The 23,155-nt window shown below is 60.0% G+C and carries 26 protein-coding genes and 3 pseudogenes; 17 read left to right on the forward strand and 12 right to left on the reverse strand.

Features of this window, described 5'->3' with window-relative positions:
* Nucleotides 1–333, forward strand: a 333-nt coding sequence (locus AC0L20_RS38305) for an NYN domain-containing protein (protein WP_473295431.1), incomplete at its 5' end; no start/stop codon positions are given.
* A gap of 262 nt (nt 334–595) precedes the next feature.
* Here the strand turns inward: AC0L20_RS38305 and AC0L20_RS38310 are convergent.
* Both AC0L20_RS38310 and AC0L20_RS38315 read right to left on the reverse strand, forming a co-directional pair.
* Complete coding sequence (locus tag AC0L20_RS38310) at nt 596–742, reverse strand: hypothetical protein (protein WP_473295432.1); 147 nt, start codon at nt 740–742, stop codon at nt 596–598.
* Between the two features lie 77 nt (nt 743–819).
* Entirely contained in the window at nt 820–1,401 is a 582-nt protein-coding gene (locus tag AC0L20_RS38315) for a chemotaxis protein CheB (RefSeq protein WP_473295433.1), read from the reverse strand.
* A gap of 345 nt (nt 1,402–1,746) precedes the next feature.
* Here AC0L20_RS38315 and AC0L20_RS38320 point away from each other — a divergent pair, with 345 nt between their 5' ends.
* Entirely contained in the window at nt 1,747–2,115 is a 369-nt protein-coding gene (locus AC0L20_RS38320; RefSeq protein WP_473295434.1) for a hypothetical protein, read from the forward strand.
* A gap of 333 nt (nt 2,116–2,448) precedes the next feature.
* On the forward strand, nt 2,449–2,631 hold the full coding sequence (locus tag AC0L20_RS38325; RefSeq protein ID WP_473295435.1) for a hypothetical protein: 183 nt from the start codon (nt 2,449–2,451) through the stop codon (nt 2,629–2,631).
* A gap of 355 nt (nt 2,632–2,986) precedes the next feature.
* On the opposite strand, the gene AC0L20_RS38330 is transcribed toward AC0L20_RS38325, so the two are convergent.
* From AC0L20_RS38330 to AC0L20_RS38340, 3 genes are all read right to left on the reverse strand, one after another.
* Entirely contained in the window at nt 2,987–3,238 is a 252-nt protein-coding gene (locus AC0L20_RS38330) for a hypothetical protein (protein ID WP_473295436.1), read from the reverse strand.
* 118 nt (nt 3,239–3,356) lie between these two features.
* On the reverse strand, nt 3,357–3,671 hold the full coding sequence (locus tag AC0L20_RS38335; protein ID WP_473295437.1) for a hypothetical protein: 315 nt from the start codon (nt 3,669–3,671) through the stop codon (nt 3,357–3,359).
* A gap of 130 nt (nt 3,672–3,801) precedes the next feature.
* On the reverse strand, nt 3,802–5,031 hold the full coding sequence (locus AC0L20_RS38340) for an ABC transporter substrate-binding protein (protein ID WP_473295438.1): 1,230 nt from the start codon (nt 5,029–5,031) through the stop codon (nt 3,802–3,804).
* Nucleotides 5,032–6,209: 1,178 nt separating this feature from the next.
* Between AC0L20_RS38340 and AC0L20_RS38345 the strand changes: the two genes are divergently transcribed.
* Entirely contained in the window at nt 6,210–6,620 is a 411-nt protein-coding gene (locus AC0L20_RS38345) for a hypothetical protein (protein WP_473295439.1), read from the forward strand.
* 10 nt (nt 6,621–6,630) lie between these two features.
* Complete coding sequence (locus AC0L20_RS38350; protein ID WP_473295440.1) at nt 6,631–7,080, forward strand: hypothetical protein; 450 nt, start codon at nt 6,631–6,633, stop codon at nt 7,078–7,080.
* A 205-nt stretch (nt 7,081–7,285) separates the two neighbouring features.
* Here AC0L20_RS38350 and AC0L20_RS38355 read toward each other — a convergent pair whose 3' ends face one another.
* The 5 genes and pseudogenes from AC0L20_RS38355 to AC0L20_RS38375 all read right to left on the reverse strand — a co-directional run bounded on the left by AC0L20_RS38355 (nt 7,286) and on the right by AC0L20_RS38375 (nt 10,182).
* On the reverse strand, nt 7,286–7,780 hold the full coding sequence (locus tag AC0L20_RS38355) for an IS110 family transposase (protein WP_473295441.1): 495 nt from the start codon (nt 7,778–7,780) through the stop codon (nt 7,286–7,288).
* A 178-nt stretch (nt 7,781–7,958) separates the two neighbouring features.
* Nucleotides 7,959–8,195 carry a hypothetical protein gene (locus AC0L20_RS38360; RefSeq protein WP_473295442.1) on the reverse strand — a complete coding sequence of 79 codons (237 nt, stop codon included), beginning with the start codon at nt 8,193–8,195 and terminating at the stop codon, nt 7,959–7,961.
* Nucleotides 8,196–8,408: 213 nt separating this feature from the next.
* Nucleotides 8,409–9,029, reverse strand: coding sequence for a dehydroquinate synthase/iron-containing alcohol dehydrogenase family protein (locus tag AC0L20_RS38365; protein WP_473295454.1), 621 nt, complete (start codon nt 9,027–9,029; stop codon nt 8,409–8,411).
* A 39-nt stretch (nt 9,030–9,068) separates the two neighbouring features.
* Nucleotides 9,069–9,569, reverse strand: a pseudogene (locus AC0L20_RS38370) (iron-containing alcohol dehydrogenase); the annotation flags it as partial.
* 34 nt (nt 9,570–9,603) lie between these two features.
* Complete coding sequence (locus AC0L20_RS38375) at nt 9,604–10,182, reverse strand: TetR/AcrR family transcriptional regulator (RefSeq protein ID WP_473295455.1); 579 nt, start codon at nt 10,180–10,182, stop codon at nt 9,604–9,606.
* 278 nt (nt 10,183–10,460) lie between these two features.
* On the opposite strand from AC0L20_RS38375, the pseudogene AC0L20_RS38380 reads away from it, so the two are divergent.
* The 5 genes and pseudogenes from AC0L20_RS38380 to AC0L20_RS38400 all read left to right on the forward strand — a co-directional run.
* Nucleotides 10,461–10,631 (forward strand): annotated as a pseudogene (locus tag AC0L20_RS38380) (efflux RND transporter periplasmic adaptor subunit); the annotation flags it as partial.
* A gap of 25 nt (nt 10,632–10,656) precedes the next feature.
* Nucleotides 10,657–11,112: a nuclear transport factor 2 family protein gene (locus tag AC0L20_RS38385; protein ID WP_473295443.1), complete on the forward strand. Its 456-nt coding sequence runs from the start codon at nt 10,657–10,659 to the stop codon at nt 11,110–11,112.
* Nucleotides 11,113–11,170: 58 nt separating this feature from the next.
* Nucleotides 11,171–11,332 (forward strand): hypothetical protein, encoded by a 162-nt coding sequence (locus AC0L20_RS38390; protein ID WP_473295456.1) that lies wholly within the window; start codon nt 11,171–11,173, stop codon nt 11,330–11,332.
* 413 nt (nt 11,333–11,745) lie between these two features.
* Nucleotides 11,746–12,945, forward strand: coding sequence for an ABC transporter substrate-binding protein (locus AC0L20_RS38395; RefSeq protein ID WP_473295444.1), 1,200 nt, complete (start codon nt 11,746–11,748; stop codon nt 12,943–12,945).
* Between the two features lie 55 nt (nt 12,946–13,000).
* Nucleotides 13,001–14,803: an AMP-binding protein gene (locus tag AC0L20_RS38400; RefSeq protein WP_473295445.1), complete on the forward strand. Its 1,803-nt coding sequence runs from the start codon at nt 13,001–13,003 to the stop codon at nt 14,801–14,803.
* A 33-nt stretch (nt 14,804–14,836) separates the two neighbouring features.
* Here the strand turns inward: AC0L20_RS38400 and AC0L20_RS38405 are convergent, their stop codons facing one another.
* Nucleotides 14,837–15,349: a winged helix-turn-helix transcriptional regulator gene (locus AC0L20_RS38405; RefSeq protein WP_473295446.1), complete on the reverse strand. Its 513-nt coding sequence runs from the start codon at nt 15,347–15,349 to the stop codon at nt 14,837–14,839.
* 235 nt (nt 15,350–15,584) lie between these two features.
* Here AC0L20_RS38405 and AC0L20_RS38410 point away from each other — a divergent pair, with 235 nt between their 5' ends.
* From AC0L20_RS38410 to AC0L20_RS38440, 7 genes are all read left to right on the forward strand, one after another.
* Nucleotides 15,585–16,217 carry a DsbA family protein gene (locus AC0L20_RS38410; RefSeq protein ID WP_473295447.1) on the forward strand — a complete coding sequence of 211 codons (633 nt, stop codon included), beginning with the start codon at nt 15,585–15,587 and terminating at the stop codon, nt 16,215–16,217.
* A gap of 410 nt (nt 16,218–16,627) precedes the next feature.
* Nucleotides 16,628–16,858, forward strand: a complete 231-nt coding sequence (locus tag AC0L20_RS38415) for a hypothetical protein (protein ID WP_473295448.1) — start codon at nt 16,628–16,630, stop codon at nt 16,856–16,858.
* A 72-nt stretch (nt 16,859–16,930) separates the two neighbouring features.
* On the forward strand, nt 16,931–17,668 hold the full coding sequence (locus AC0L20_RS38420; protein ID WP_473295449.1) for an SDR family oxidoreductase: 738 nt from the start codon (nt 16,931–16,933) through the stop codon (nt 17,666–17,668).
* Nucleotides 17,669–17,678: 10 nt separating this feature from the next.
* Nucleotides 17,679–18,860 (forward strand): acyl-CoA dehydrogenase family protein, encoded by a 1,182-nt coding sequence (locus AC0L20_RS38425; RefSeq protein ID WP_473295450.1) that lies wholly within the window; start codon nt 17,679–17,681, stop codon nt 18,858–18,860.
* A 23-nt stretch (nt 18,861–18,883) separates the two neighbouring features.
* Nucleotides 18,884–20,014 carry an acyl-CoA dehydrogenase family protein gene (locus AC0L20_RS38430; protein WP_473295451.1) on the forward strand — a complete coding sequence of 377 codons (1,131 nt, stop codon included), beginning with the start codon at nt 18,884–18,886 and terminating at the stop codon, nt 20,012–20,014.
* Between the two features lie 14 nt (nt 20,015–20,028).
* Nucleotides 20,029–21,216: an acetyl-CoA C-acyltransferase gene (locus tag AC0L20_RS38435; protein ID WP_473295452.1), complete on the forward strand. Its 1,188-nt coding sequence runs from the start codon at nt 20,029–20,031 to the stop codon at nt 21,214–21,216.
* Between the two features lie 21 nt (nt 21,217–21,237).
* Entirely contained in the window at nt 21,238–22,248 is a 1,011-nt protein-coding gene (locus AC0L20_RS38440) for an NAD(P)H-dependent flavin oxidoreductase (protein ID WP_473295453.1), read from the forward strand.
* 491 nt (nt 22,249–22,739) lie between these two features.
* Here the strand turns inward: AC0L20_RS38440 and AC0L20_RS38445 are convergent.
* Nucleotides 22,740–23,155, reverse strand: a pseudogene (locus AC0L20_RS38445) (DNA topoisomerase IB); the annotation flags it as partial.

The following is a 23,155-nucleotide window of genomic DNA, read 5'->3' on the forward strand; positions in this document are numbered from 1 at the left end:
CGCAAGGTCAAGGGCAACATGGACATCGAGCTCGCCGTGAACGCCATGGAGCTCGCCGAGCACATCGACCAGATGGTCCTATTCTCGGGAGACGGCGACTTCCGCTCCCTGGTCGAGGCCGTTCAGCGCCTGGGCGTGCGGGTCACCGTGATTTCCACGATCGCGAGCCAGCCGCCGATGATCGCCGACGAGCTGCGCCGCCAGGCCGACGTCTTCACCGACCTGGTCGAGCTGCAGTCCAAGCTCGGCCGCGACCCGTCCGAACGCCCCGCCCCGCGAGACCGCGTGCCTAAATTCTTGCAAGAGCCGAAGGGAAACGATCCTCTAGAATAAACGACCGGCGAAAATGAGACTGGAATGGTCGGCGGAACGCTTTCGCGCTACACGTGGCACCTACCTGTACCTACCACCCGGTGTGCCACGCAGCATCCGCCATACCTCAGATAAGATCGCACGCGTTGTCGTTGCCTGTTGGGCCGCAGCCGATCCAGCAACCATTACTGAATGCGAGCTCGCTACGGCACAGATCAGATGAGACGCTTAAACGCGCAAATCAGCCAGTCGTCGCCCCGTGCCATAGTGCGGGTGATCCCTGTCAACGAAGGGCGCCCCGAAGTCGCTTGATGATCTCCGCCAGATCCTTCGCATACTCCTCGACGACGCGGCGGGCTTCGTCGGAGCGCGAGGGCGGCTTCCGTTCTTCCTCGCCGGCGCTGGGGGAAGGTGAAGTTGGTTGTTTCATGGGAATGGATCTTCAGCGTTGAGTTGGGAAGATTGTTGATCTGGATCATCATCGAACTCTAGTGAGCGAAGGCATCTTCAGTGCGCAATGACTTTCGAAATGGCGGCCGCTATCTGTGTTGCTGAACCAATCAGGTCAATCGGACCATCGTAGCCGATAGCGTTTTCAGGCATGCCCGGAGGTGCCCACGAATCCGGGGTGATGACCATCGTCAGGCCTCCTGCCGCGTGGATCGAAGCCAGTCCTCGCGACCCGTCATCCAGCGAACCCGAGAGGACTACACCGATGATACGCGGCTTTGCATATGCTGCCACCGAACGGAAAAGAAGGTCGATCGTACGATTGCGGTAAGCGTGGTCGGGATCCTTCACAATTGCGCCGAAGCTGCGCTCGGCCAAGACCAGGTGCGCGGCAGGCTCTCCGATGTAGACCGTTCCCGCTTCGAAGCTCTGACCTTCGTCGGCAACGACGACCGGGTGTGGGCAACCACGTGCGAGCACGGCCTTGAGGTTGGAGGAGCGGTCCGAAGGTCTGTGAAGCACGACAAGAGTGACGGAGGGGAGCGGGAAGGGCAGCGATCGGAGCAGGGACAGCAGGTCCGACATCCCTTCCGCTCCGGATGCGCCGATGGCCACAAACCATGGGGAGGAATTCGCCATGGGCAACTCTAACAGGCGTTCTCATGTTGGGCCAGTCGCCCGAATGAGGTGGGTGTTACATGCGCGGCGCTGAAGATCGTCACCCTGTGCCGCTGCAGCGCCAAGCTCACAAAGTGCTATCACTCGGCCTAACTTGCATAATCCAGCTGGGCAGACACTCGGGGCTGGTATCGCGATCGGATCCAGCACGGCGCTGACCTCGGCAACCGCTTCGTCCGGGGACATGCCGTCCGGTGGCTCATGTCTCGCGACATCCAGCGCGTGCCCCGCATGCGGATCGGCGCGGTCGTTCGCCCAGCGTGCTCTTCGCATTTGTGGATAGCATCGGCCTGCTGCAGCACGTAGATGGCCCAGCCGGGCAAGGTCCAGATCGCCTTTGGTCGTCGCAACGCCTCGATATTGCTCCCAACCGGCAGGGCGCACCGAGCTGCGGGCCTAAATATCTCCCTGTGCAGATCAACGCTGCATCCCATTCGCACGAACGGAGATATCATGGCTCGCAAGCCGCTACGCTGGCGCAATCCAGCATCTAAACTATCAAATCCCACAAACATCGAAGAGCGCCTTATCGGCAACTATCCATCGCATTTGCGAGGGATGGCGACCGGCCGCTATGGCGGCAACATCCTTCGACATGAACGCGGGTTAGGCGGCGGGACGTACGGTGCGGCAGGACCGGCTCGCGTCTACGCCGAAGAGCAGCGAAAGAAATAGGATCTGCGGGAACGTGGGAGCTATCGTGACTAGAGCAATTCAACTCCTCCAGCAAACGGCAGGAACGTCAAGGAGCGATCGCTGTGGGACGAGCCGGAAGTCTCTTCCAATATTTACCGCCCGCCACGCATCCTGCACCGCAAGATCGTCGCAAGTCCTATCATCAGCGCTATCCAGTTGCTGCCTACCGACGTTCTCGAATGGCTACAGCTCAACAAGCCGCAAAGCTACGGAGCTGATGGATTTACGTCGAGCCCTCTAGCATCTCTGTGCAACCAAGTTGCTCATCAAGCCAGTCATGATAGAAGGCCACTCCAATTAATCGGAGTCGACATGGCCAAGAAATCAAAGAAGTCCGTTAGGCGGGAATACACCAAGGAAGACGTGAAGGAATTGCGGGCTCATTCGAAAGCAAGAACGCCTGTTACCAAGATCGCAAAGCTGACGAAGAGGTCTGTAGGTTCCTTGCGTCAGAAAGCATTGAAACTTGGGTTCGGATTGGGCCATCAACGTTAGTAGCAGCTGAAGCGAGGTTTCCTGGGTCCGATGCTAGCTCTCCCGAACCGTCGCGGGTGGAGCTGTTGCGCTGGACCGCCTAATTTGCACCACCAACATGAGTGTGCTGATTAGGATCGAGACGATCGCGAAAAAGACCATGATAACCCCTAAGAAGATGCTGCGACCCCTCATCCAGTTGTCAGACACCGTAATGAGCAGCATTCCTAAGCCGATCGACCCGCCAATAACATTCAAAAGAAACCAGCGCATCTGAGCTATCCCACTGTCGAGCAAATAGAGGTATTCAGGCCGGGGCACGTTCGGAACTCATGGTGAGCCGATGGGGAATTCATCGGCTCACTCATGAACAATATCAGACATCCGGGTAGCCATTCGCCCTGTTGCAAGCGCGACGATCGCGGTTGTAGGCGATCACACCAGCCGTATGACCGTAGAGCTGCGTGATTACCTGGCCGTGGCTGTAAGCCTGTTGCACGCAGGCAACATATGGTTTGTTGCTCATCCAATCGTATGGTCCTGCACTTGCAGCGGAGACCGAGCCGACGGTCGAAACGATTGCGGCCGCGGTTGCGATGGCGAAGAGCCCTGTACGAAAGCTTGTCATGTTCGTGGTCCCAAGTCAGACGGCACTATTGCGTGTCTGTGCCAATACAATGGGAGCTCACCGAGTTCTTGTATGTGCGGCACCTCACTTCGACCCGGGCCACCGACAACTCTACCGGTCAGCATCGTCCGATAGCCAGTTGCGGTGACTTGTGCAAAGCCTGGCCTATGAGCATCAGGGGAACGGCAAGTAAGATCATAAATAAACTCATCATAACAAGCTGGTCGTGAGAATTGCCATTGGATGGCGTTTTCGAGATCATCAGATTCGCAATGATGAACCCCATACCGGTCAATGAAGCTAGTATACTGCTTCCCTTCGCGATTAAGCCAAGCCTGCGCCACTCGATCTCGCGAGATTGAGCTCTGGTAGCTTGCTCATTGAGTTCGGAACGCAAGGCGAGCAACTCGATCTCAATTTCAGCATGTGTCATTTTGACTCGCAGATTGGATGCTTGACCGCTTCTCAAAAAATTCTTGAACAGAATGACAGTCGGCCGCTCTGGCCCGCACCTATTCGATGAACGAGCGGTGCGGGTCAAAGTACAACCGCAAAATGGCCGATCAGGATCCCTTGGCGCCGCTCATAACCGGCCCGAATCGTTCCCAACTTTCACCCTTGAACCGCATCATCTGAAGCTGCTCGATCGGGGCAAAGTCATCCGGGGCAGTCTTGATCCGCGTGCCGGGCAGGTAAATTCCAATCTCAAAATCGAGGTTGGCTGCCTGCTTCATTACGTTCTCGCGCGTTAATGTATCACCGCACTGACGTAGGACTTGCTCCAGGCCCTTTGCCACACCGTACCCAAAGACCGTCGCTGAGTCATCAAGATCACCCTCAGGGTACCACTTTGTCATGAACGCTCGCCACTCGTTCATCGATGCATCGTTCTTCCACTCAGCGTCCTTCGGATCCTTCAAGTAGGCGGTAGACAAGATGCCCTGGCTGGCCTCGTAACCGGCAGGTTTGATGACGCCGCCAATTGAACCAGACACGTTTGTAAGAAATTGCACCGGATGCCATCCCATTTCAGCGACCTTCTTTATCGCCTGGGCCGCAAATTTAGGTGTCGCTATGTTTACGAAAATGTCCGGATTGGCGCCCTTGATTTGCACGACCTGAGAATCGACTGTCGGTGAGCTCGTCTCATAAGGAGCTTCAACAACTATCAGCTTGCTGGCTTGGTCACCAAGGCCATCCTTTAGGCCAGTGACGTAGTCTTTTCCAAAGTCGTCGTTCTGATAAAGCACACCGACGGTCTTACCCGGGTAGTTTTGCAGGATATACTTGCCGTAGATGCGCGCTTCGACCTGGTAACTGGGCTGCCAACCCATCGTCCAGGGGAAATTCTTCGGATCGTTCCACTTGGCAGCACCTGTCGATACGAACAGTTGCGGGACCTTCTTCGAATTCATGTACTTCTGAATAGCGGTGTTACCAGGCGTCCCAAGCGGATTGAAGATCAACAGCACCTCATCGCTCTCAACGAGCTTACGAGCTTGCTCGACCGTCTTAGGCGGGCTGTACGTATCGTCATAAGAGATAAAGTTGATCTTCCGACCGTTGATACCGCCTTCAGAATTGATTTTGGTGAAGTAGGCGGCTTCAGTTTTGCCGATCGTAGCGTACGCGGATGCTGGACCGGAGTACGGCATGATGTTGCCGATCTTGATCTCAGTGTCGGTTGCTCCAGGATCGTACTTTTTCTGAGCGTAGGTGGTCGAGGAGAGCGTAGTTGCAAGTGCCAACGCAATTGCGGTGGAATAGACGAAGTTAACGTAAGAACGGCGCATCGTTGTCCTCCCTTAAAGCGCAAACTGTTTCAGCCATTCTTGTGAGCCGTTCAGCCGCGCATTATCGAGTATGCATGAGAACAGCGCGCGGCAGCAACGAAACGTGCAAGCGTTTTGACTTCAGAGGAAGAAAGCCAAGCTTAGACGCAGCGCACAATTCCTTCCGCAGGAATTAGCGGGAGCAGGCCGGCTGCAAGTTCAGCTTGCGCAGCATCGAGCTTAGGCCATCTACTCGGCACTCTTGCGCGTCAGCCAACTTGCTAGCGGAGCCGTTCCGTGAGGTACTTCTCGAAGGCTCCGACCTTGAATTTCTGGCGCTGACTCGGGTGTCATTGGGATCGTGCCAGTGGCGAGCAATGAATTGTGGAGCCTTCGCCTTGGCCACTTCCTTTGGCTGAGGCTGAGGCGGTGGAGACGTCGGCGGCTCGGAAGGTGTCGTAAAGGCGAGGGCCACCTTCTCAACAGTTGGCTGGACGTCTTGCATGCTGACCAGCGATAGCCGATCAGCCTTGTTGCCGGCTACAACAGGATAAGCGATCGAAGGTGTCGGCGCCGGAGCAGACTTGGAGGCGGCGGCAGCAATAGCACCGATACCCCCGACGCAAACCAGTCCAAGTACGACGACCTTGATCAAAGCGATGCCCACCTCGGAGCATCAAGCCATAGACGACATTTGGCCCGGATTAAGGCGACTTGATTATTGGGTTAACGCCGCTTCAAATCGAGAAGCACGATGCGGCAGGCGTACTCACACTGACTAAACCGATCAGCGCATCAGCGCTCAGGTCGCGGAACGTGCCTTAGAACCGTTCTTCACGACGAAGGACGTCGGCAAGGGTACGGGCCTCGGCCTGAGTCAGTTCTACGGCAAGCCTCATCAATCTAGAGGCGCCGTGAGGATCGAGAGTGCGCCAGGTATCGGAACGACCGTGCGGTTCTACCTCCGCAGGACGGAGATCCAGCCGCGGCGAGCCGACGAGCTTTCGGCTCGTTGACTGAAATCTTCCCGCTTTCAGAGATCGCCGGATACAGGGCCTCGGGACGAGTACGTTTCAGAGGCCTCTTCATTCGCGGGGGCCGTGGCGCGGTTCCGACACCGAGCCGACGGCCCGCATCATTTCTCACTTCCGGCTTTGGGCGGACTCGAGTCTTATGTTCTCGATATGTTCTAATGTGCCATGGCCGACCGACCCGCGAGCTGGCGCATGCCGACACTGAAGCAGATGGAAAAGATGGCAGCTGCAGTCGGCAGAAAGGCCGCGCCCGGACGCGGGTTGGCCCCGAACGAGGATCTGCCGCCGGAATATTGGCAGGCCGTGCTGGAGGACCCTCGCGCGGAAGCGGTCGGCTCAGGTCCTGGCGCTTCGACACGCCTGCTGCGCCTGAGGCAGATACCCCAGCACCTTCTCAGGGTGGGCTGCCGGCGCTGCGGCAGGGCGGTCGAGATTCAGAAGGCGGACGCTACCAGGCTCTACGGTCCGGAGGCGGTCTGGAGGGATGTCGGTCAGCGGCTGCTCGATGACACCTGCGGCAACCGAACCGGGCGCCATGAGGAAGACGGCTGCTGGCCGACCTTCGACGTGGCCTAGGCGCCGCTCGATGTCGCCGAAGTATCACCCGACGCCCCTTTCCGGAGGCGACCGCAAGGCCCTGAAGAAGGAGCTCGGCAAGTCGCGGGCGATGGCCAACATCCTGGCTGCGCAGTCGACTGAGATGCGGGCCAAGGCCGAGATCATGCTGCAGCAAGCCGACAGGTTGCTATGCGAAAGCTGGAACGAGCGGATGTGGTCGGACGGTGAGCCGATCGATCCCTCGCCCACGATCGACCAAGCCATCAATGCGGGCTTCCCGTGGCTGGAAATCCGCTGCCCGCGATGCAAAACCCCGAGCAATGTCGACCTGGCCGCGATGAAGCACGTGCCGACCACATTCATCCACGATCTCGCTAGTCGGCTGCGCTGCCGGAAATGCGCGACAGCGGGGCGGCGACCCGCAGCGACTCTGCTACAACTCACCACCCAGCTGCGTCATTCCCGAACCGATCCCTGAATCATGTGCAATCTCTTGTCTGATTGCGGTTGCTGGCACAAGGGTTCAGCTCGTTACCGACAGCCTGCGAGGCTCGCTCTTGTCTACGAGGTCGACGTTCATAGCCGCCTCACGCTGTTCACGCAGCGCGGCTCGAGCCACAAGCATTGGGCGCAGCATCGCCGCGAGTCGTGGCTGGCCATCCGTGAGTTCATTAGTCTGCTGCTCAAAAGGTCGCTTGAGATATACGACCAGACAGCTTTAAGCCGAAGACGCGTAAGACGCCGCGAATTTCGTTCTCGATATCGATCTGCTTGATCAAAAGCGTCTTGCGATTGTTGAGAAGCATTCGTAGCTCCTGGCTCACGTCACCCTTGATATGAACAACGGTGTACCAGCCGACCCGCATTACCTGTGCAATGGCGCGAGCGTCGTTTCGATCGGTCTTAATCGGCATCGTCTTAGTCACGCCACGCAGTCTTCGGGGATCGATGCAGACTGCGTGTAAGCCGGCAGCACGCAGTTCGCTGTACAGCCAACGAGCTAGACCACCAATCTCAATCCCGATCTTGACAATGGGCAATCCGCTTTCGTTGAGCCAGGCAACAATAGCCTCCGGTTCCGAAAGTGCCTTGCCCTCGCGAATGACGACGCCATTCTCGTCCACAACACAGATAGACGTCTCCTTTAGCGAAACATCCAGACCGACATAGTGCTTCATGTTCCCGCTCCTGCTGCCACCGGCTCTCCGGCTTCCCTTCCAGGCTGAGCCTTTCGAGCAGCAACCGCAATCACCCCATCTATTCGTTCAATAAAGGCCAGGCCGCTATCCGGCAGTTGGCCCGGGCCATGCGCGATACCGTCGGTAACTTGCCGCTGATGCCGGGCGTCTTCCCGGACTACCCGGCGCCGATCGTTCGCCATGGGCGGATGGCGAGCGTGAGTTGGTGCTGGCGCGCGGGGGTGGCCTCCACATTCCGACGGACGAGGCGATCCTCTACATGGCGACGCAATAATACATGCAGGCCGCCACCGATATCGGCGGCGCCAGCGCCGGCCTGCAGCAGGTAGCGGTCGTCGCGCCCGAGAAGGTGCAGAGCACGATCGACTTGTTCGAGCAGCGGTTCATTCGCCACTTCGGCTACCTAGACCAGCCGCTGCAGGGACACGATTTCCTAGTCGGCGACTTCTCGTTCGCCGACATCATGCTGTATCCCAACTACGCGCTGCGCCGCTCGCTGATCGAGCGCTTGGCTGTCAATCGGTTTGCAAATTTGACCCCTCATCGGCGTCCAATTTTTATTCCATGCCGAAACACAGTTGCCACCCGCCGCCGATCGGCAGCTAGTTCAGGCAGCCATTCGGAGCAGATCCACGATTTCAGCTTCGCTTTTGAACGGCCGCGGATTGGCTTGGACGAAGCGGTGATTGATCGCGATCTTGCTGATCTGATCAAACTTGTCTTCGCCAATCCCGACGTCGGCAAGACGGCCAGGCAATCCAAGTTTCTTGGTGAACTGTGCGAAGGCGGCGGCGGCTTCCATGCCCGGCTCGCCAAGGGCCGTCGCCAGGCGCTGTTGCGCATCCTCGGTGAACGGCTTGTTATAGCGGAGTAGGCTCGGCATGATGACCGGTGTGCAATAATAGTGCGGGACGCCGAATGTGCCGCCGAGCACATGGCCGATGCCGTGACTGGCTCCCATGGGGACCCGCGCCTGGAGGCCGAAAGCGGCGAGCCACGCGCCGTATTGGGACAGTCGGCGCGCCTCCAGATCATCAGGTTGCTGCAAGGTTCGCAGCATTCCCTCGCGCAGGGTGCGGATGCCGGCCAGGACGACCTCGTCGGCGAGCGGGGTGCCGGCGGGCGAGCACAAGGCTTCGATGCCGTGATCCATCGAGCGCGTTCCCGATCCCATCCAGAGCTTGGAAGGCGTATGAACGGTGAGCGCGGGGTCGAGAATGATCGCCACCGGCATCATCCGGGGATGAAAGAAAATCTGCTTCAGCCTGCTGCGTTCATCGGTGACGAGCGCTGCTGCATTGTGTTCGCCGCCATTCAGCGTGGATGGCACCGCGATCTGTCGAACTTTTGGCGATCGGAACGGCGAGACGGTGGCGCCCGGGCCCATGGGGAATGGATCGAAACCCGCTTCGTCGCGGATATCATGTTCCATCGCCATGATGACGATCTTGGCGAGGTCGATTGCCGAGCCCCCGCCGACCGCGACGACCAGGTCGGCTCCGGCGTCTTTGGCTTGACGGGCAACGTCGGCAGCTTGCTTGCGCGTAGTGTGCTCTGCGATTCCATCGAAGCTCGCGACATGTCTTCCGCCGAGCGCGCGCCGGATCTTCTCGATCTCGTCGGTCTTGGTATTCAAGGTGCAGCTGACGATCAGGAAGACGCGCTTGGCATCCAGCCGCACCGCTTCATCGTTCAAGGCGTCAGACGCAGCTTTGCCGTAAACGACACGATCGATTGCCGGAAAATTGTGTATCCCTGCTTTGCGCATTTGCGTTCTCCCTGTGAGTTATCAAGCACCGATCTCAAGCGGCGACAGTGTCCCGAATCTGTCGCGACGCCGTTTCCAGAAAGGCCTGAGCGAGATCGGGATCGTTGACGACGCGTGAGAGTGTCAACGCCCCGACCATCGTCGAAAGAATGGCCATGGCTTTGCTCCTGGATTCCTCGTCGCTCGTTTCGGCAATCAGGCGGCTGAGGATTTCGATATGCGCTTTGATCCCGCCTTCGAACGACGCTTTCACCTCGCCGCTCTGTCTGGCCACATCCGAGCCGAGCGCCACGATCGGGCAGCCGTCCATCTTTTCGTCGCGATGATCCGTGCTGAGATAGAACCCCATCACCGCCCCAAGGGGATCCTCAGGGGCCGCGGCGATGGCGGTCGACCATCGGAGCGTGGCGCTCTCCAGCGCGCGCGCCGACGCCTGCGCGGCCAGGTCCTCCTTTGACTCAAACTGCTTGTAGAATGCGCCTTGGGTCAGCCCGGCGGCTTCCATCAGGTCCTTGAGGCCGATGCCGTCAAATCCCCGCGACCGAAACAGGCGGCTTGCGACATTGATGACGTTTTGCCGGTTTTCCTCAGCCTGAATGCGACTCACTCGCATCATCGGTCTCCAAATTTGGATTGCATTCAACATCTATTACGCGGTATAGAGCTCAAGCGCAATCTATCTGCATGAGACGATCGTATGGAAACGCGACCCATGAACGTGCTTGGGAGCGTCCTGATGCGCGGCGGCCGCATTCGTTGCGCTTCGCGCGCCGGCAGCCTCCGGCGTGGACGACCCGAGACAGGAAGCACCGGTCGTCAGGATCGCGGCCGCGGGGGATGACCGGATCGGAGCGAGGCTTCACCGGCATCCATCGGGTCGCGGGTGCCTTAACCCTAAGCTTTCGGCCGATCAAACTTATTCGGGTGACAGACGAAACCGCCGTGATCTCCGGCTTGACCTCTGGTGATGCGATCGTTTCGCTCGGCGCTCACCTCCCGCAGGAGGGCGCCCGCGTCAGGACCACCGCTGAAAGCCGGAGCAACTGCCTGGTCTCAATCTAACCGCGCTAACCGTTGGAGAAGCTACATGTACAGCTACATTGTCGAGCAAGAAATTCGAAAGAGCTTCGACCATGTCAACAACCATCGCTGGGATGACGTGGTGAAGGGGGCCGTGCCGTACGTCCATCACCGTGTTTCCGGCAATCACGCGCTGGGTGGGGAGCGCCAAGACAAAGCGGCGCTGCGCCGCTGGTTCGAGCGGCTCGGACGCGTCCTGCCAACTCTCCAGATCAAGATCAACAACGTGTGGGTGAAGGGCTGGCCCTGGAACACCACCGTGTTTGTCGAGTGGGACGGCACCGCAACGCTGCTCGACGGCGACGGCTTGTACGTCAACCGCGGTCTCCACGTGTTCACCCTGCGGTGGGGCAGAGTCCATGCAATCTATGAATTTCTGGATTCACAGGAAGCCGCGCGCGGGCTTGCAGCCCAAGCGGCAGCTGGCCTCAAGGAAGCTGCCGCCGAACCGATTGTAAGTTAGCAGGTGAACCTCAAGCTTTCCGCGAGAGCCGTTCGCGAACGGGCCCTCACCCTGTCCGATGGACGATACACTGATCGGCGGCGCGGCGGTCGGAACGGTGCTGAACCTGCTGCTTCTTCCTGCGCTCTACGTCGCGTGGTTTCGAATCAAGCCCCGGACCGAGCTCTATGAGCGTTCGGCCAAGAATTTAGAATCGCGAACAGCTATGGCCGCCGAGTAGGGCTCGGTCCTTTCTCTCCGTGCAGCGGTGGGTGTCTGCTTAGATAAGCCAGGCACTGCGTGGCCGCGCGGACCTCACAGTTCAAAAACAGAATGTAAAAGGATCCTCAGGAGCGTCGAAATACGCCAGCGATCCCTCTCCCAGAATAGCCGAATACTCGGCCGTTGAGGTTCCAGGTGCGAGAGCGGCCCTGTCTTCCGAGTCCTGGCACGTGAGCATCTAATCGCTTGACGAGTTCAAAAAAAGAACTGTAGTCTGCGCGAAGTGGCCGAGCGCAACGGCCGCGAAGTGCCGGATTACAGCTCGACCCGTTCAGCGCGATGGCTCTTCAAGGGCGCGCGACGAGCCGCCGCCGGCGCAACAAAACAAAAGCCGCACACCCGAAAAGGGGTGCACGTTTGGGAGGACGAGCAATGTTGGTGAGATGGACGATCGTCGCGGCTCTGGCTCTGTTCTTGAGTGGTCCCGCATTCGCCGCCTCCGAGCCGGGAATCTCTGCTACCGAGATCAAGATCGGCGGCGTTTTTCCCTTCAGCGGACCTGCATCATCGATCGGTCTAGTGGGCAAGGGCCTCACGGCCTACATCCAGGCCTTGAATGACCGCGGCGGCGTCAACGGACGCAAGATCAACTACATCGCCTACGACGACGGATACAGTCCTCCCAAGGCGGTGGAGCACGTCCGCAAGCTCGTCGAAAGCGACGAAGTATCGTTCATGTTCGGCCAGCTCGGCACGCCCGGCATCTCGGCCACTGCAAAATACCTGAAGGCCAAGGGGGTACCGAGTGTCGCCATCGTCAGCGGCTCGTCCAAATTCACGGATGTCGCCAATTTCCCGCTGATCACCACGGGTCTCGTCAGCTACGACACCGAAGGAAAAATCTACGCCAAATATCTGACGAGGACGTTGCCGAACGCTAAATATGCCATCCTGTATCAGAACGACGATCTCGGCAAAGATTACCTCGGCGCCTTCAAAGCGTTCCTCGGAAAGGATTTCGATCGCAAGGTCGTCAGCGCTTCCTATGAGGTCACCGAACCGACGATTGACTCGCAGATCACCAATCTGAAGAGCTCGGGTGCCGAGGCGCTGGTGATTGCGGGGACACCCAAGTTCGCGGCACAGGCCATCCGCCAAGCTTCCGTGATCGGCTGGAAGGCGACCGTGATCATCAATTTTCCGTCCGGATCGGTTGGAGGCACGCTTGCACCGGCCGGCCTAGACAAATCGGTCGGCGTGATGGTCGGGACGATCAACAAGGATATCCTGGACGAGACATGGAAGGATGACCCGGGCATGCAGGCCTACCGGGCATTTCTCGACAAATATCTCCCGGGCGTCGATATCACTAACGGCAGTTATCTGACGGGCTATCAGCAAGGCGTCCTGCTCGAGCAGATTCTGAGGCAATGCGGCGATGATCTGTCGCGGAAGAATATTCTGGCCCAGGCGAAGAACCTTAAAGACGTCGTCGTTCCCACTGCGCTGCCCGGGATCAAGGTCAACACCAGTGAGACGGAGAACATGATCTGGACGCAGATGCGGCTGCAGCGTTGGACCGGCACGACGTGGCAAGCCTTCGGAGACGTTTTGGATGCCAGGTCCGAGTGACCCGGCGCAACCCGTTCGCTCTATTCATCCGCGGTGATTCAGGAGATCGTTCTAGATGTCGACGAAGCCACTGACGTTTGCGCCAAGGGAGCTCTCCGTCGAGCGCAGGACCGACGGCACGCTTGTATTGAGGTCGCCGCTCGAATTGGGGCCATGCGACTGGCGCGTCACCGATTTTCTGCCGCGCTGGGCAAGCGCGGCTCCGGACAGAATATTCCTCGCCCAACGCAATGCCAAAGGGGGATGGGACGAGATCACCTATGGGAAAGCATGGTCGCAGGTCCAGGCAGTCGGCCAGAGCCTGATCGATATGGGCGCAAAGCCGGCTGACAGGTTGGCCGTGCTTTCGGGCAACTCCATCGAGAACGCGGTGATCTCCTTTGCGGCGATGTCGATAGGCGTCATTCTGGCGCCGATATCGCCCAACTACACGCTGATGCCCGGCGGCGTTGCGCGCCTCAAGGATATCGCACAGGTGCTGCGTCCGAATTTCGTGTTCGTTCAGAGTGCGCGCGACTTTTCCGCGGCTCGCTCCGTTCCCGAGTTGGCAGACTCTGCCTGGATCAGCGTCGATGGCGCGCCGGACACGACGCCTTTCCGCGTCCTGACGGATCGAGCGGAGAGGACAGGATTTGCGCAAGCCTCAAATGCGGTCTCCACTGACGCCGTTGCGAAAGTCCTCTTCACGTCCGGTTCGACCGGCCTGCCAAAGGGCGTGCTGAACACGCACCGCATGATGGCGAGCTCCCTGCAAATGGGGAGCCTGCTGGTGTCGCCTCCGGAAGCGCCGGTCCAGGTCGAGTGGCTGCCGTGGCATCACACGATGGGCAGCAACGTCATTCTTCATGGCATTCTCAAGAACGGCGGGACGCTCTACATCGATGATGGCCGGCCGCTGCCTCAGCTCTTTCACAAATCGGTCGCGAACCTCAAGGAGATCTCGCCGACGGCGATGTTCAACGTTCCGGCCGGCTACAATTTGTTGTGTGATGCCATAGAGAACGACGTCGCGCTCGGCGCGAGCATCTTCAAGCGCCTGGATCGATTAAGCTACGCGGGGGCTGCAATTTCCCAAGGCACGCTTGAAAAACTTTATCGGCTGACATCGTCGATCACGGGCCGGCGGATTCCCGTCATGTCGGGCTACGGGACGACCGAAACCGCGCCGACAATCAGCACGACGCATTGGGCAACGGATCGGCCGGGCGAGATTGGCCTTCCGGCGCCAGGCGTGCAGCTCAAACTGGTTCCAGTTTCCGATACGTATGAGGCCAGGGTGAAGGGCCCCAACGTCACCCCGGGTTACCTCGGGAGGGCCGATCTGACGGAGAAGGCCTTCGACGAAGAGGGGTTCTATCGCATCGGCGACACCGTGTCGTTTATCGATCCGGAGAAGCCGGAGCTCGGTTTGCGATTTACGGGCAGAATTTCCGAGAACTTCAAGCTCGCCAACGGCACCTGGGTTGCGATCGGAGCAATGCGTGCCGCCATCCTGGCCGCAACGCGCGGCGTACTGCTTGACATTGTCGTTGCGGGAGAAAACCGCGAAGCCTGCGCGCTGCTATGCTGGCTGAACCCGACCGAGGCGGCGCGGGTTTCGGACGCGCCGACTGCTGATTTGACCTGCGATCCTCACGTGATCGAGTTCCTGAAGCATCGTTTGCGGGAATACAACGAGACTGTTGGAAGCAGCGAAAAAATCTGCTCATTCACCCTGCTGAAGGACCCGCCCTCATTGGCCGCGGGAGAAATCACCGACAAAGCCTATATCAATCAGCGTGCCGTACTTAAACACCGTGCTGATCAAGCGGACCGACTCCACTGCAACGAACCCGACCCAGCCGTGATTCGGGTCTGAGGATGCGATCGGTGCGTGATGCCCGTGGCCGGCTCAAGCGGCGCTGCGGCGCGCCTTTGCCTTCGGCTTCTCAGGTGCCACCATCGTCCGTGGCCTTTGGGCCCCTGGGCCTGGATGGGTATGAACCTCCTTGGCCAGGAGCGGCTCGCCGCATTCAGAGCACACCATGACCGGATCGAAGTCCTTGCCGCACTTGCGATGCTGGTGCAGCAAAGGCCGGCCGCGTTCGTCGACCATGTGAGTGTCGCCCCAATGCACCAGCGCCATCATGATAGGATAAAGATCGAGTCCCTTCTGGGTCAGGATGTATTCGTGACGCTTGGGCGCCTCCTGGTAGGGAATGCGGCGCAGGATTCCCTGCCGAACCAGCTTCTTCAGCCGTTCGGCGAGCAGATGACGGGTAATTCCGAGCGCCGACTGGAAGCCTTCGAAGCGGCGCGTGCGCAGAAAGCATTCGCGCAGAATCAGAAGCGTCCAGCGGTCCCCGATCACGCCGATGGTTCGAGCCATCGAACACGGCTCTTCCTCGAGTTCCTTCCACTTCATCCGTACTCTCCAGTCGCCCCGGCATAACCACCTCGAAGCGTCGCCGAGGCCGTCGCATTTCGTTGCATTCTAGATAGGTACTGAATTTCAGACAATACCCGACAGAACGGCAAAACCAGCCTCAAGCCGATCAGATTGACAGTTCGATTTTAGAACTGTAGCCTTGATCAGGCAACGCACGCAATTGGATCGCCGCTCTCTGATCATCCAATGCGTTCTACGGGAGAAAACGCTCATGACCCCCAGGGTTGAATTCCAGTTCGATTTCGGCAGCCCGAACGCCTATCTGGCGGAAGTCGCCATTCCCGGGATCGAGCGGCGGACCGGCGTCAAATTCGAGTACGTCCCGGTTCTGCTCGGCGGGATCTACAAGGCGACCGGCAACATGTCGCCATTCGACTCGCTCCGCGGGATCAAGAACAAGCCGGAATACCAGGCGCTTGAGACCCAGCAATTCATCCGGCGCCACAACATCACGAAATTTCGCCAGAACCCATTCTTCCCGGTCAACACCTTGATGCTGATGCGCGGCGCCGTCGCGGCCCAGTTCGAGGGCATGTTCGAACCGTATTTCCGCGCCGCCTATCATCATATGTGGGAAGAGCCCAAGAAGATGGACGATCCCGAAGTGTTCAGGAGCGCATTTGCTTCCTCTGGGATCGATATCGACAGGCTGGTTGCGCGCGCTCAGCTGGATGACGTGAAGAAAAAGCTCATTGACCTGACCAATGACGCCGTCACGCGCGGAGCCTTCGGTTCGCCGACTTTCTTCGTCGGCAAGGAGATGTTTTTCGGCAAGGACCAACTGCGGGACGTCGAGGAATCTATCCTCGAACAGAGCCGGCAGCCCGCTTCCAAAACTGGCTAGTTGGGGATCTGCGGTCCGGTCATGTCGTGGCAGGAGCCGGCGGGAAGCTCGAGTTATCGTTGCGAACGGCCCGATCTCGCATCGAGCTCCGCGAACAGCTTTTGGTCGCCTGTGCTTGCTGGCATCGACGCCGGAGGCGCGGATGCTCCCGTCTTTCGCTTTGAGCATCGATGAGAGGCTGAGATCTGGCAGCGGACAGCGTGACCACCGCTGCACACGGCAGCGACAACGCTGATGGCACCATCCGTCGCACCGATCGCGACTCGGCGGCGTTCTCTCATGCTCGCTCGCTCGCGGTTGGTAGGACTCGGTACGGCAGCGAAGTTGCCGCTTCAGACTTGACTGCGCCGAAAATAGCGATTGACGAGTTCTAAAAAAGAACGCATGTTTCATCAGGAGGCGCAACGTTAATGGCGTCGATGTTCTTCAGGGTGGGAGCCGGTTGGGTAGTGGCGAAGCTGTCGCAAGAGCTCGGTCTTAAGGAGGCTGCTCTTGCATTTTCGGGCTGCATCGATCGGTCGGCGTTCCGCCAGCGTACCGAGATCATAGAGCGAACCACGCCGCTCAAGGACAGCGCCTGCGACCACGGTATCCTCGGTCACCGCGCTGCCGAAATCCAAACGTCCTCGACTTGCTCATGAGCCGCATTCCACTTTTCAGCACCGACAGAACAGCTTTGCACACAGCAAGCCTAACCCAACCGGGAGAGACCCTTGAAAAAGAGAAATGCAACTGTCGCCGTGATCGGCGCGGGCGATTTCATCGGCGGCGAGATCGCAAAGAAGTTCGCCTCTGAGGGCTTCACCGTCTTCGCCGGCCGTCGCAATGGCGACAAGCTGGCCCCGCTGGTCAAAGAGATCGAGGCCGCGGGCGGCGAGATCCAGGCACGTTCGCTCGACGCGCGCAAGGAAGAGGAGATCGTTTCGTTCCTGAACGATGCCGACAAGCACGCGCCTTTGGATGTTTGCATCTTCAACATTGGTGCCAACGTCAACTTTCCGATCCTCGACACCACAGAGCGCGTATTCCGGAAGGTCTGGGAGATGGCCTGCTACTCCGGCTTCCTCGCCGGGCGGGAGGCGGCCCGGCTGATGTTGCCGCGCGGCCAGGGCAACATTTTCTTCACGGGCGCGACTGCCTCCTTACGCGGCGGCAGCGGCTATGCCGCCTTTGCCAGCGCCAAATTTGGGTTGCGCGCGGTGGCACAGGCGATGGCGCGCGAGCTCGGCCCGAAAAATATCCACGTCGCCCACCTCATTATCGATTCCGGTGTCGACACCGAATGGGTGCGCCAGCGGCGCCTTGAATCGCTTGGGCCCGATGCGCTCGACGATCCGGATCTGCTGATGCCGCCGGCCTCGGTCGCGACGTCCTATTGGCAGCTGTATCAGCAGCCGAAGAGCGCCTGGACCTTCGAGATGGAAATCCGCCCCTTCGGTGAGAAGTGGTAGGACGCAGACAATGGAACTCGCACTGTCTCCCGAAGACGCGGCCTTCCGTGACGAGGTACGCGCTTTCATCGCCGAAAACTATCCGAAGGAAATGCGGGTCCCCAATCCGGAGACCGACCTGACCAAGGAGCAATCGTTGCTCTGGCACCGCATTCTCTACAAAAAGGGCTGGATCGCACCGCTCTGGCCTAGGGAATATGGCGGCCCCGGCTGGTCGATTACCCGACGTTTCATCTTCGAGCAGGAGACGAGCCGGGCCGGCACGTTGCCGCCGTTGGCATTCAGCGTCACCATGGTGGGGCCGGTCATATACACTTTCGGTAGCGACGCGCAAAAGCAGAAATTCTTGCCGCGGATCCTTTCGGGTGAGGATTGGTGGTGCCAAGGCTATTCCGAGCCGGGGTCGGGCTCGGACCTCGCCACCGTCCGGACCAAGGCCGTGCGCGACGGCGATTACTACATCGTCAACGGCCACAAGACCTGGACAACGTTGGCGCAGCACGCCGACTGGATATTCTGCCTGGTCCGTACTGATCCGGGCGCAAAGCCTCAGGCGGGCATCTCATTCCTCCTGATCGACATGAAGTCGCCTGGCGTGACCGTGCGTCCGATCATCACGATCGACGGATCGCACGAGATCAATGACGTCTTCCTCGAGGACGTCCGCGTCCCCGTCGAGAACCTGATCGGCGAGGAGAACAAGGGCTGGACCTACGCAAAATTCCTGCTGGGTAACGAGCGCACCAGCATGGCCGGGATCGGCCGGTCGACGCGCTACCTCGACCGCTTGAAGAAGATCGTGAAGGCCGAGATCGGGGCGGACGATCCGGCCCATCTCGAGTTTTGCAAGGAGATCGGGCGGATCGAGCTCGACGTGCTTGCGCTAGAGGCCACCGAGCTGCGGGTCGTTGCGCAAATGGCGCGCGGCATCGATCCGGGTCCTGCGGCCTCGCTGTTCAAAATCCGCGGCACCGAGATCTTTCAGGGAATTACCGAGCTGACGCATCGTGCCATTGGCAATTACGGCCTCGCACTTCGCGAGCAACCGTTGAGCGCAAATCAGTTCATGCCGGGGCCCGATTACGGCCACACCGTGTCGGAAAAATACCTGAATGCGCGCAAGCTCAGCATCTACGGCGGATCGAACGAGATCCAGCGCAACATCATCGCCAAAGCGGTGCTCGGTCTCTAGCAAAGCGCAACAAAGAGGATCGGATGGATATCCAGTTCACGGAAGAGCAGGAATTGTTGCGCTCCAGCGTACAGCGCATGCTGCGCGACCAGTACAGCTTCGAGGCACGCCGCAAAATCGTAGCAAGCGAAGAGGGCTGGAGCCACAAGCAGTGGGGTGCTTTTGCAGAGCTCGGCCTGCTCGCCGCGCCGTTCTCCGAGGAGTGCGGCGGACTCGGTGGCGGCCCGCTCTCCACTATGATCGTTGCCCAGGAGTTCGGGCGCCACCTCGTCGTGGAGCCGTACGTCGAAACGGTCGTGCTGGCGGGCGGCTTGATCGAGCATGCAGGGTCCCAAGAGCAGAAGCAGGCCTTGATTCCCGATATCATCGCCGGACAGAAGATCTGGGCGCTGGCCTGGACCGAAAAAGCCTCGCGCTTCGACCTCGCCAATGTCGCGACCACGGCACGGCGCGACGGCAGCGATTACATGCTCACGGGGGAGAAGACCGCCGTCATCGCGGCGCCCTGGGCGGACTATCTTATCGTCTCCGCCCGCATTAAGGGCAAGCGCGACGATCGCGACGGCATCAGCCTGTTCGTCGTCGACGCGCGGGCGGCCAACCTCGATCTGCGGAGCTTCAGGACCATCGATGGCCGCCGCGCCGCGGAAATCACCTTCCGCGATGTTCGCGGCGAGCTGCTCGGCGGCGAGGGCGAAGGCGTCGCCCTGCTCGAATGCTGCCGTGACAGGGCCATTGGCGCGCTCTGTGCCGAGGCGGTCGGCGCGATGGCCGAACTGAACTCGGCGACGCTGGAGTACTCCAAGGCGAGAAAGCAGTTCGGCGTCACCATCGGCAGCTTTCAGGTGCTGCAACACCGGATGGTCGACATGTTTATCGCCCATCAGGAGGCGCTTTCCCTGATGCAGCATCTCAATCTCAGCCTTCGTGCCGGCGATAGCGGTATTTCGCGCCTCGCATCCGGTACCAAATCGAAGGTCGGGTATGCCGGCAAGTTCATCGCCGACCAGGCGGTGCAGCTCCACGGCGGCATGGGTATGACCGACGAATTGAACGTCGGCCATTACTTCAAGCGAATCTCCTCCATCAACATCCAGTTCGGCGATCCCGCTCACCACTTGCTGCGTTATGTGCAGCTCGACGCGGCAGCGTAACCAAAGAGGCAGCCATGACGACAGAGGCAGTTATCGTTTCCACCGCCCGCACCGGGGTCGGCAAGGCCTATCGCGGCGCGCTAAACAACACCGAGGGGCCGACGATGGCTGGTCATGTGATGGCCGAGGCGGTCAGGCGCGCGGGCATTGATCCGGGCGAAGTCGAAGACGTGGTGATGGGCTGCGCAATGCAGCAGGGCACCATGGTGATGAATGTCGCGCGCAAGGGTGCGATTCGCGCCGGCCTGCCGGTCACCGTCGCCGGCACCACGATCGATCGGCAGTGCGCGTCCGGCCTGCAGGCCATAGCGGTCGCGGCACGCTCAATCGTGCTCGATGGCGTGGAGATCGCGATCGGTGGCGGCGCCGAATCGATCAGCCTGGTCCAGAACGAGCACATGAACAGATTTCACGCCGTCGACGATGAATTGATGGCGGTGAAGCCGGAGATGTACATGTCGATGCTCGACACTGCGGAAATCGTCGCCGAGCGCTACAAGATCGGCCGCGACCGGCAGGACGAATACAGCCTCGAATGTCAGCGCCGCATCGGTGCCGCGATGCAGGCCGGCCGCTTCAATGACGAGATCGTCCCGATCACGACCAGGATGGCCGTCGTCAACAAGGACACCAAGGAGGTCACCTATCAGCAGGTGACGCTGTCGACGGATGAGGGGCCGCGCCCCGAGACCACTGCGGAAGGCCTTGCGAAAATCAAGCCGGTGTTCGAAGGCAAGACCATCACGGCAGGCAATGCCAGCCAGCTCTCCGACGGCGCATCGGCCTGCGTCCTCATGAGCGACAAGACCGCCGCCAAGAAGGGCCTGAAGCCGCTCGGCGTCTTCCGAGGCTTCGTCGCCGCCGGTGTCGAGCCGGACGAGATGGGGATCGGTCCGGTCGCGGCGATCCCGCGCCTTCTCAATCGGCACGGCCTGAAGATCGACGACATCGATCTGTGGGAGCTGAACGAAGCCTACGCCGTCCAGGTGATCTACTGCCGCGACAAGCTCGGCATCGATCCGGACAAACTGAACGTCAATGGCGGCTCAATCGCGATCGGCCATCCTTATGGCATGACGGGCAGCCGGCTTGCGGGGCACATCCTGATCGAGGGGCGGCGCCGCAAGGCGAAATACGGCGTGGTGACCATGTGCATCGGCGGTGGCATGGGCGCAGCCGGCTTGTTTGAAATCGTCAACTGATCGGAAAGCGGAGAAGCGCACGTGAAGACAGCAATCACTGAACTGTTCGGCATCCAGCATCCGATCATCCAGGGCGGTATGCACTATGTCGGCTTCGCCGAGCTGGCAGCCGCGGTGTCGAACGCCGGCGGACTCGGCATCATCACGGGCCTGACCCAGCGGACGCCGGAGCTGCTGGCGAAGGAAATCGCGCGCTGCCGCGACATGACCGACAAGCCGTTCGGCGTGAACCTGACCTTTCTGCCGAGCTTCACCGCGCCGCCATATCCGGAATACATCGCCGCCATCAGGGAAGGCGGCGTCAAGGCGGTGGAGACCGCCGGCCGCAGTCCGGAAGCGTACATGACGGCGCTCAAGGCGGCCGGCATCAAGGTGATCCACAAATGCACCTCGGTGAGGCATTCGCTGAAAGCCGAAAAAATCGGGTGCGATGCCGTCAGCGTCGACGGCTTCGAATGCGGCGGCCACCCCGGGGAGGACGATATCCCGAACATGATCTTGCTGCCGCGTGCGGCGGACGAACTCAAGATTCCGTTCGTGGCGTCGGGCGGCATGGCGGATGCGCGCAGCCTCGTCGCTGCGCTGTCAATGGGCGCCGCCGGCATGAACATGGGCACCCGCTTCGTCGCGACCAAGGAAGCTCCTGTCCATGCCAACGTCAAGCAGGCGCTGGTCAAAGCCACCGAGCTCGATACCGTGCTGGTGATGCGCGCCCTGCGAAACACCGAGCGCGTGCTGAAGAATAAGGGTGTCGATCACCTGCTGGAAGTCGAGCGCGAGAAGGGGGCAAGCCTCAAGATCGAGGACATCCATGAGCAGGTCGCGGGTGTCTACCCCAGGGTGATGGTTGACGGCGATATGGACGCCGGTGCTTGGAGCTGCGGTATGGTGGTCGGACTGATCCATGATGTCCCCACGGTCAAGGAGCTGATTGACCGCATCATGATTGAGGCCGAGCAGATCATCCGCGATCGGCTGATAGGGTTCCTTGATGGCTCAGTTCCGGACGCGAGTACGCGAGCAGTTGCGTGATGAAGTATGGTATCCGAGACAGCGCCGGTTCCTCCGCTGCGGCAACCTGCCGACCGTGCCGAGCGGCGGCGCGAACGCCGCCAACGGCGGTGAGGCGCGCGAACGCGCGAGAGCGAACGCCTCTTGAGGTGGATCGAAGCCAAAGAAGAAGCCGCCGGGTGGGCGCTGCGGTTGAAATAGTCCCAGACTGTCGATTACCTCCTAGCCCCAAGCGGACCGCCGTTACGTTGTCCAGGCTAGTCCGACCTAAGAACGATGTTGCTTCGGGTATCGGGACGGCGACTTGTGCACGGGTCCTTCTACCGAGCCGGCAGGCGCGAATGGCGAGGACGGAAGCCGAACCCGCGCGGTAAGCGACCGCCCGCCGGCCCGCACCACGCCCAGCAGCCCAACTTTGAATGGAAGGGCCCTTTTGCCGACGAGAGCACCAGCCGAGGCCTGCCTGGAGGCATCGAGGAGGACGCAGGCGTCCGGAGACCGGGTAGGCCCGGCTAGGCGGGCACCTTCAGAGAATCGAGACGCTTCCGGAGAAATGCCAGCACCACGATCTCGTCGGAAGTGAGCTTGGCGTACTGGCGCTTGAACTTCTGCGCGATCTTGGCCTCAATCATCTTCACGAGGTCACCTGACATGTAGGCGTTCAGGACTTCCGGGTGCACGTAGCACTTGCGGCAGATGGCCGGTGTGTTGCCCAGCTGCTTCGAGACGCTTTCGGTCGCGGCGACGACGTTGCGCTTCGCCTCGGCCTGGCTGTCGTACTTCCTGAATTCGGCAAGCGCCAACGCCGCCAGAACGGTTCCCGCCCAAGTCCGAAAATCCTTGGCGCTGAAGTCCTCGCCCGTGATGTCCTTGATGTAGGCGTTGACGTCGCCGGAATCGACGGTGCGGGGCTGTCCGTCGTCGTCCA

The organism is Bradyrhizobium sp. Kon58 (assembly GCF_055807455.1).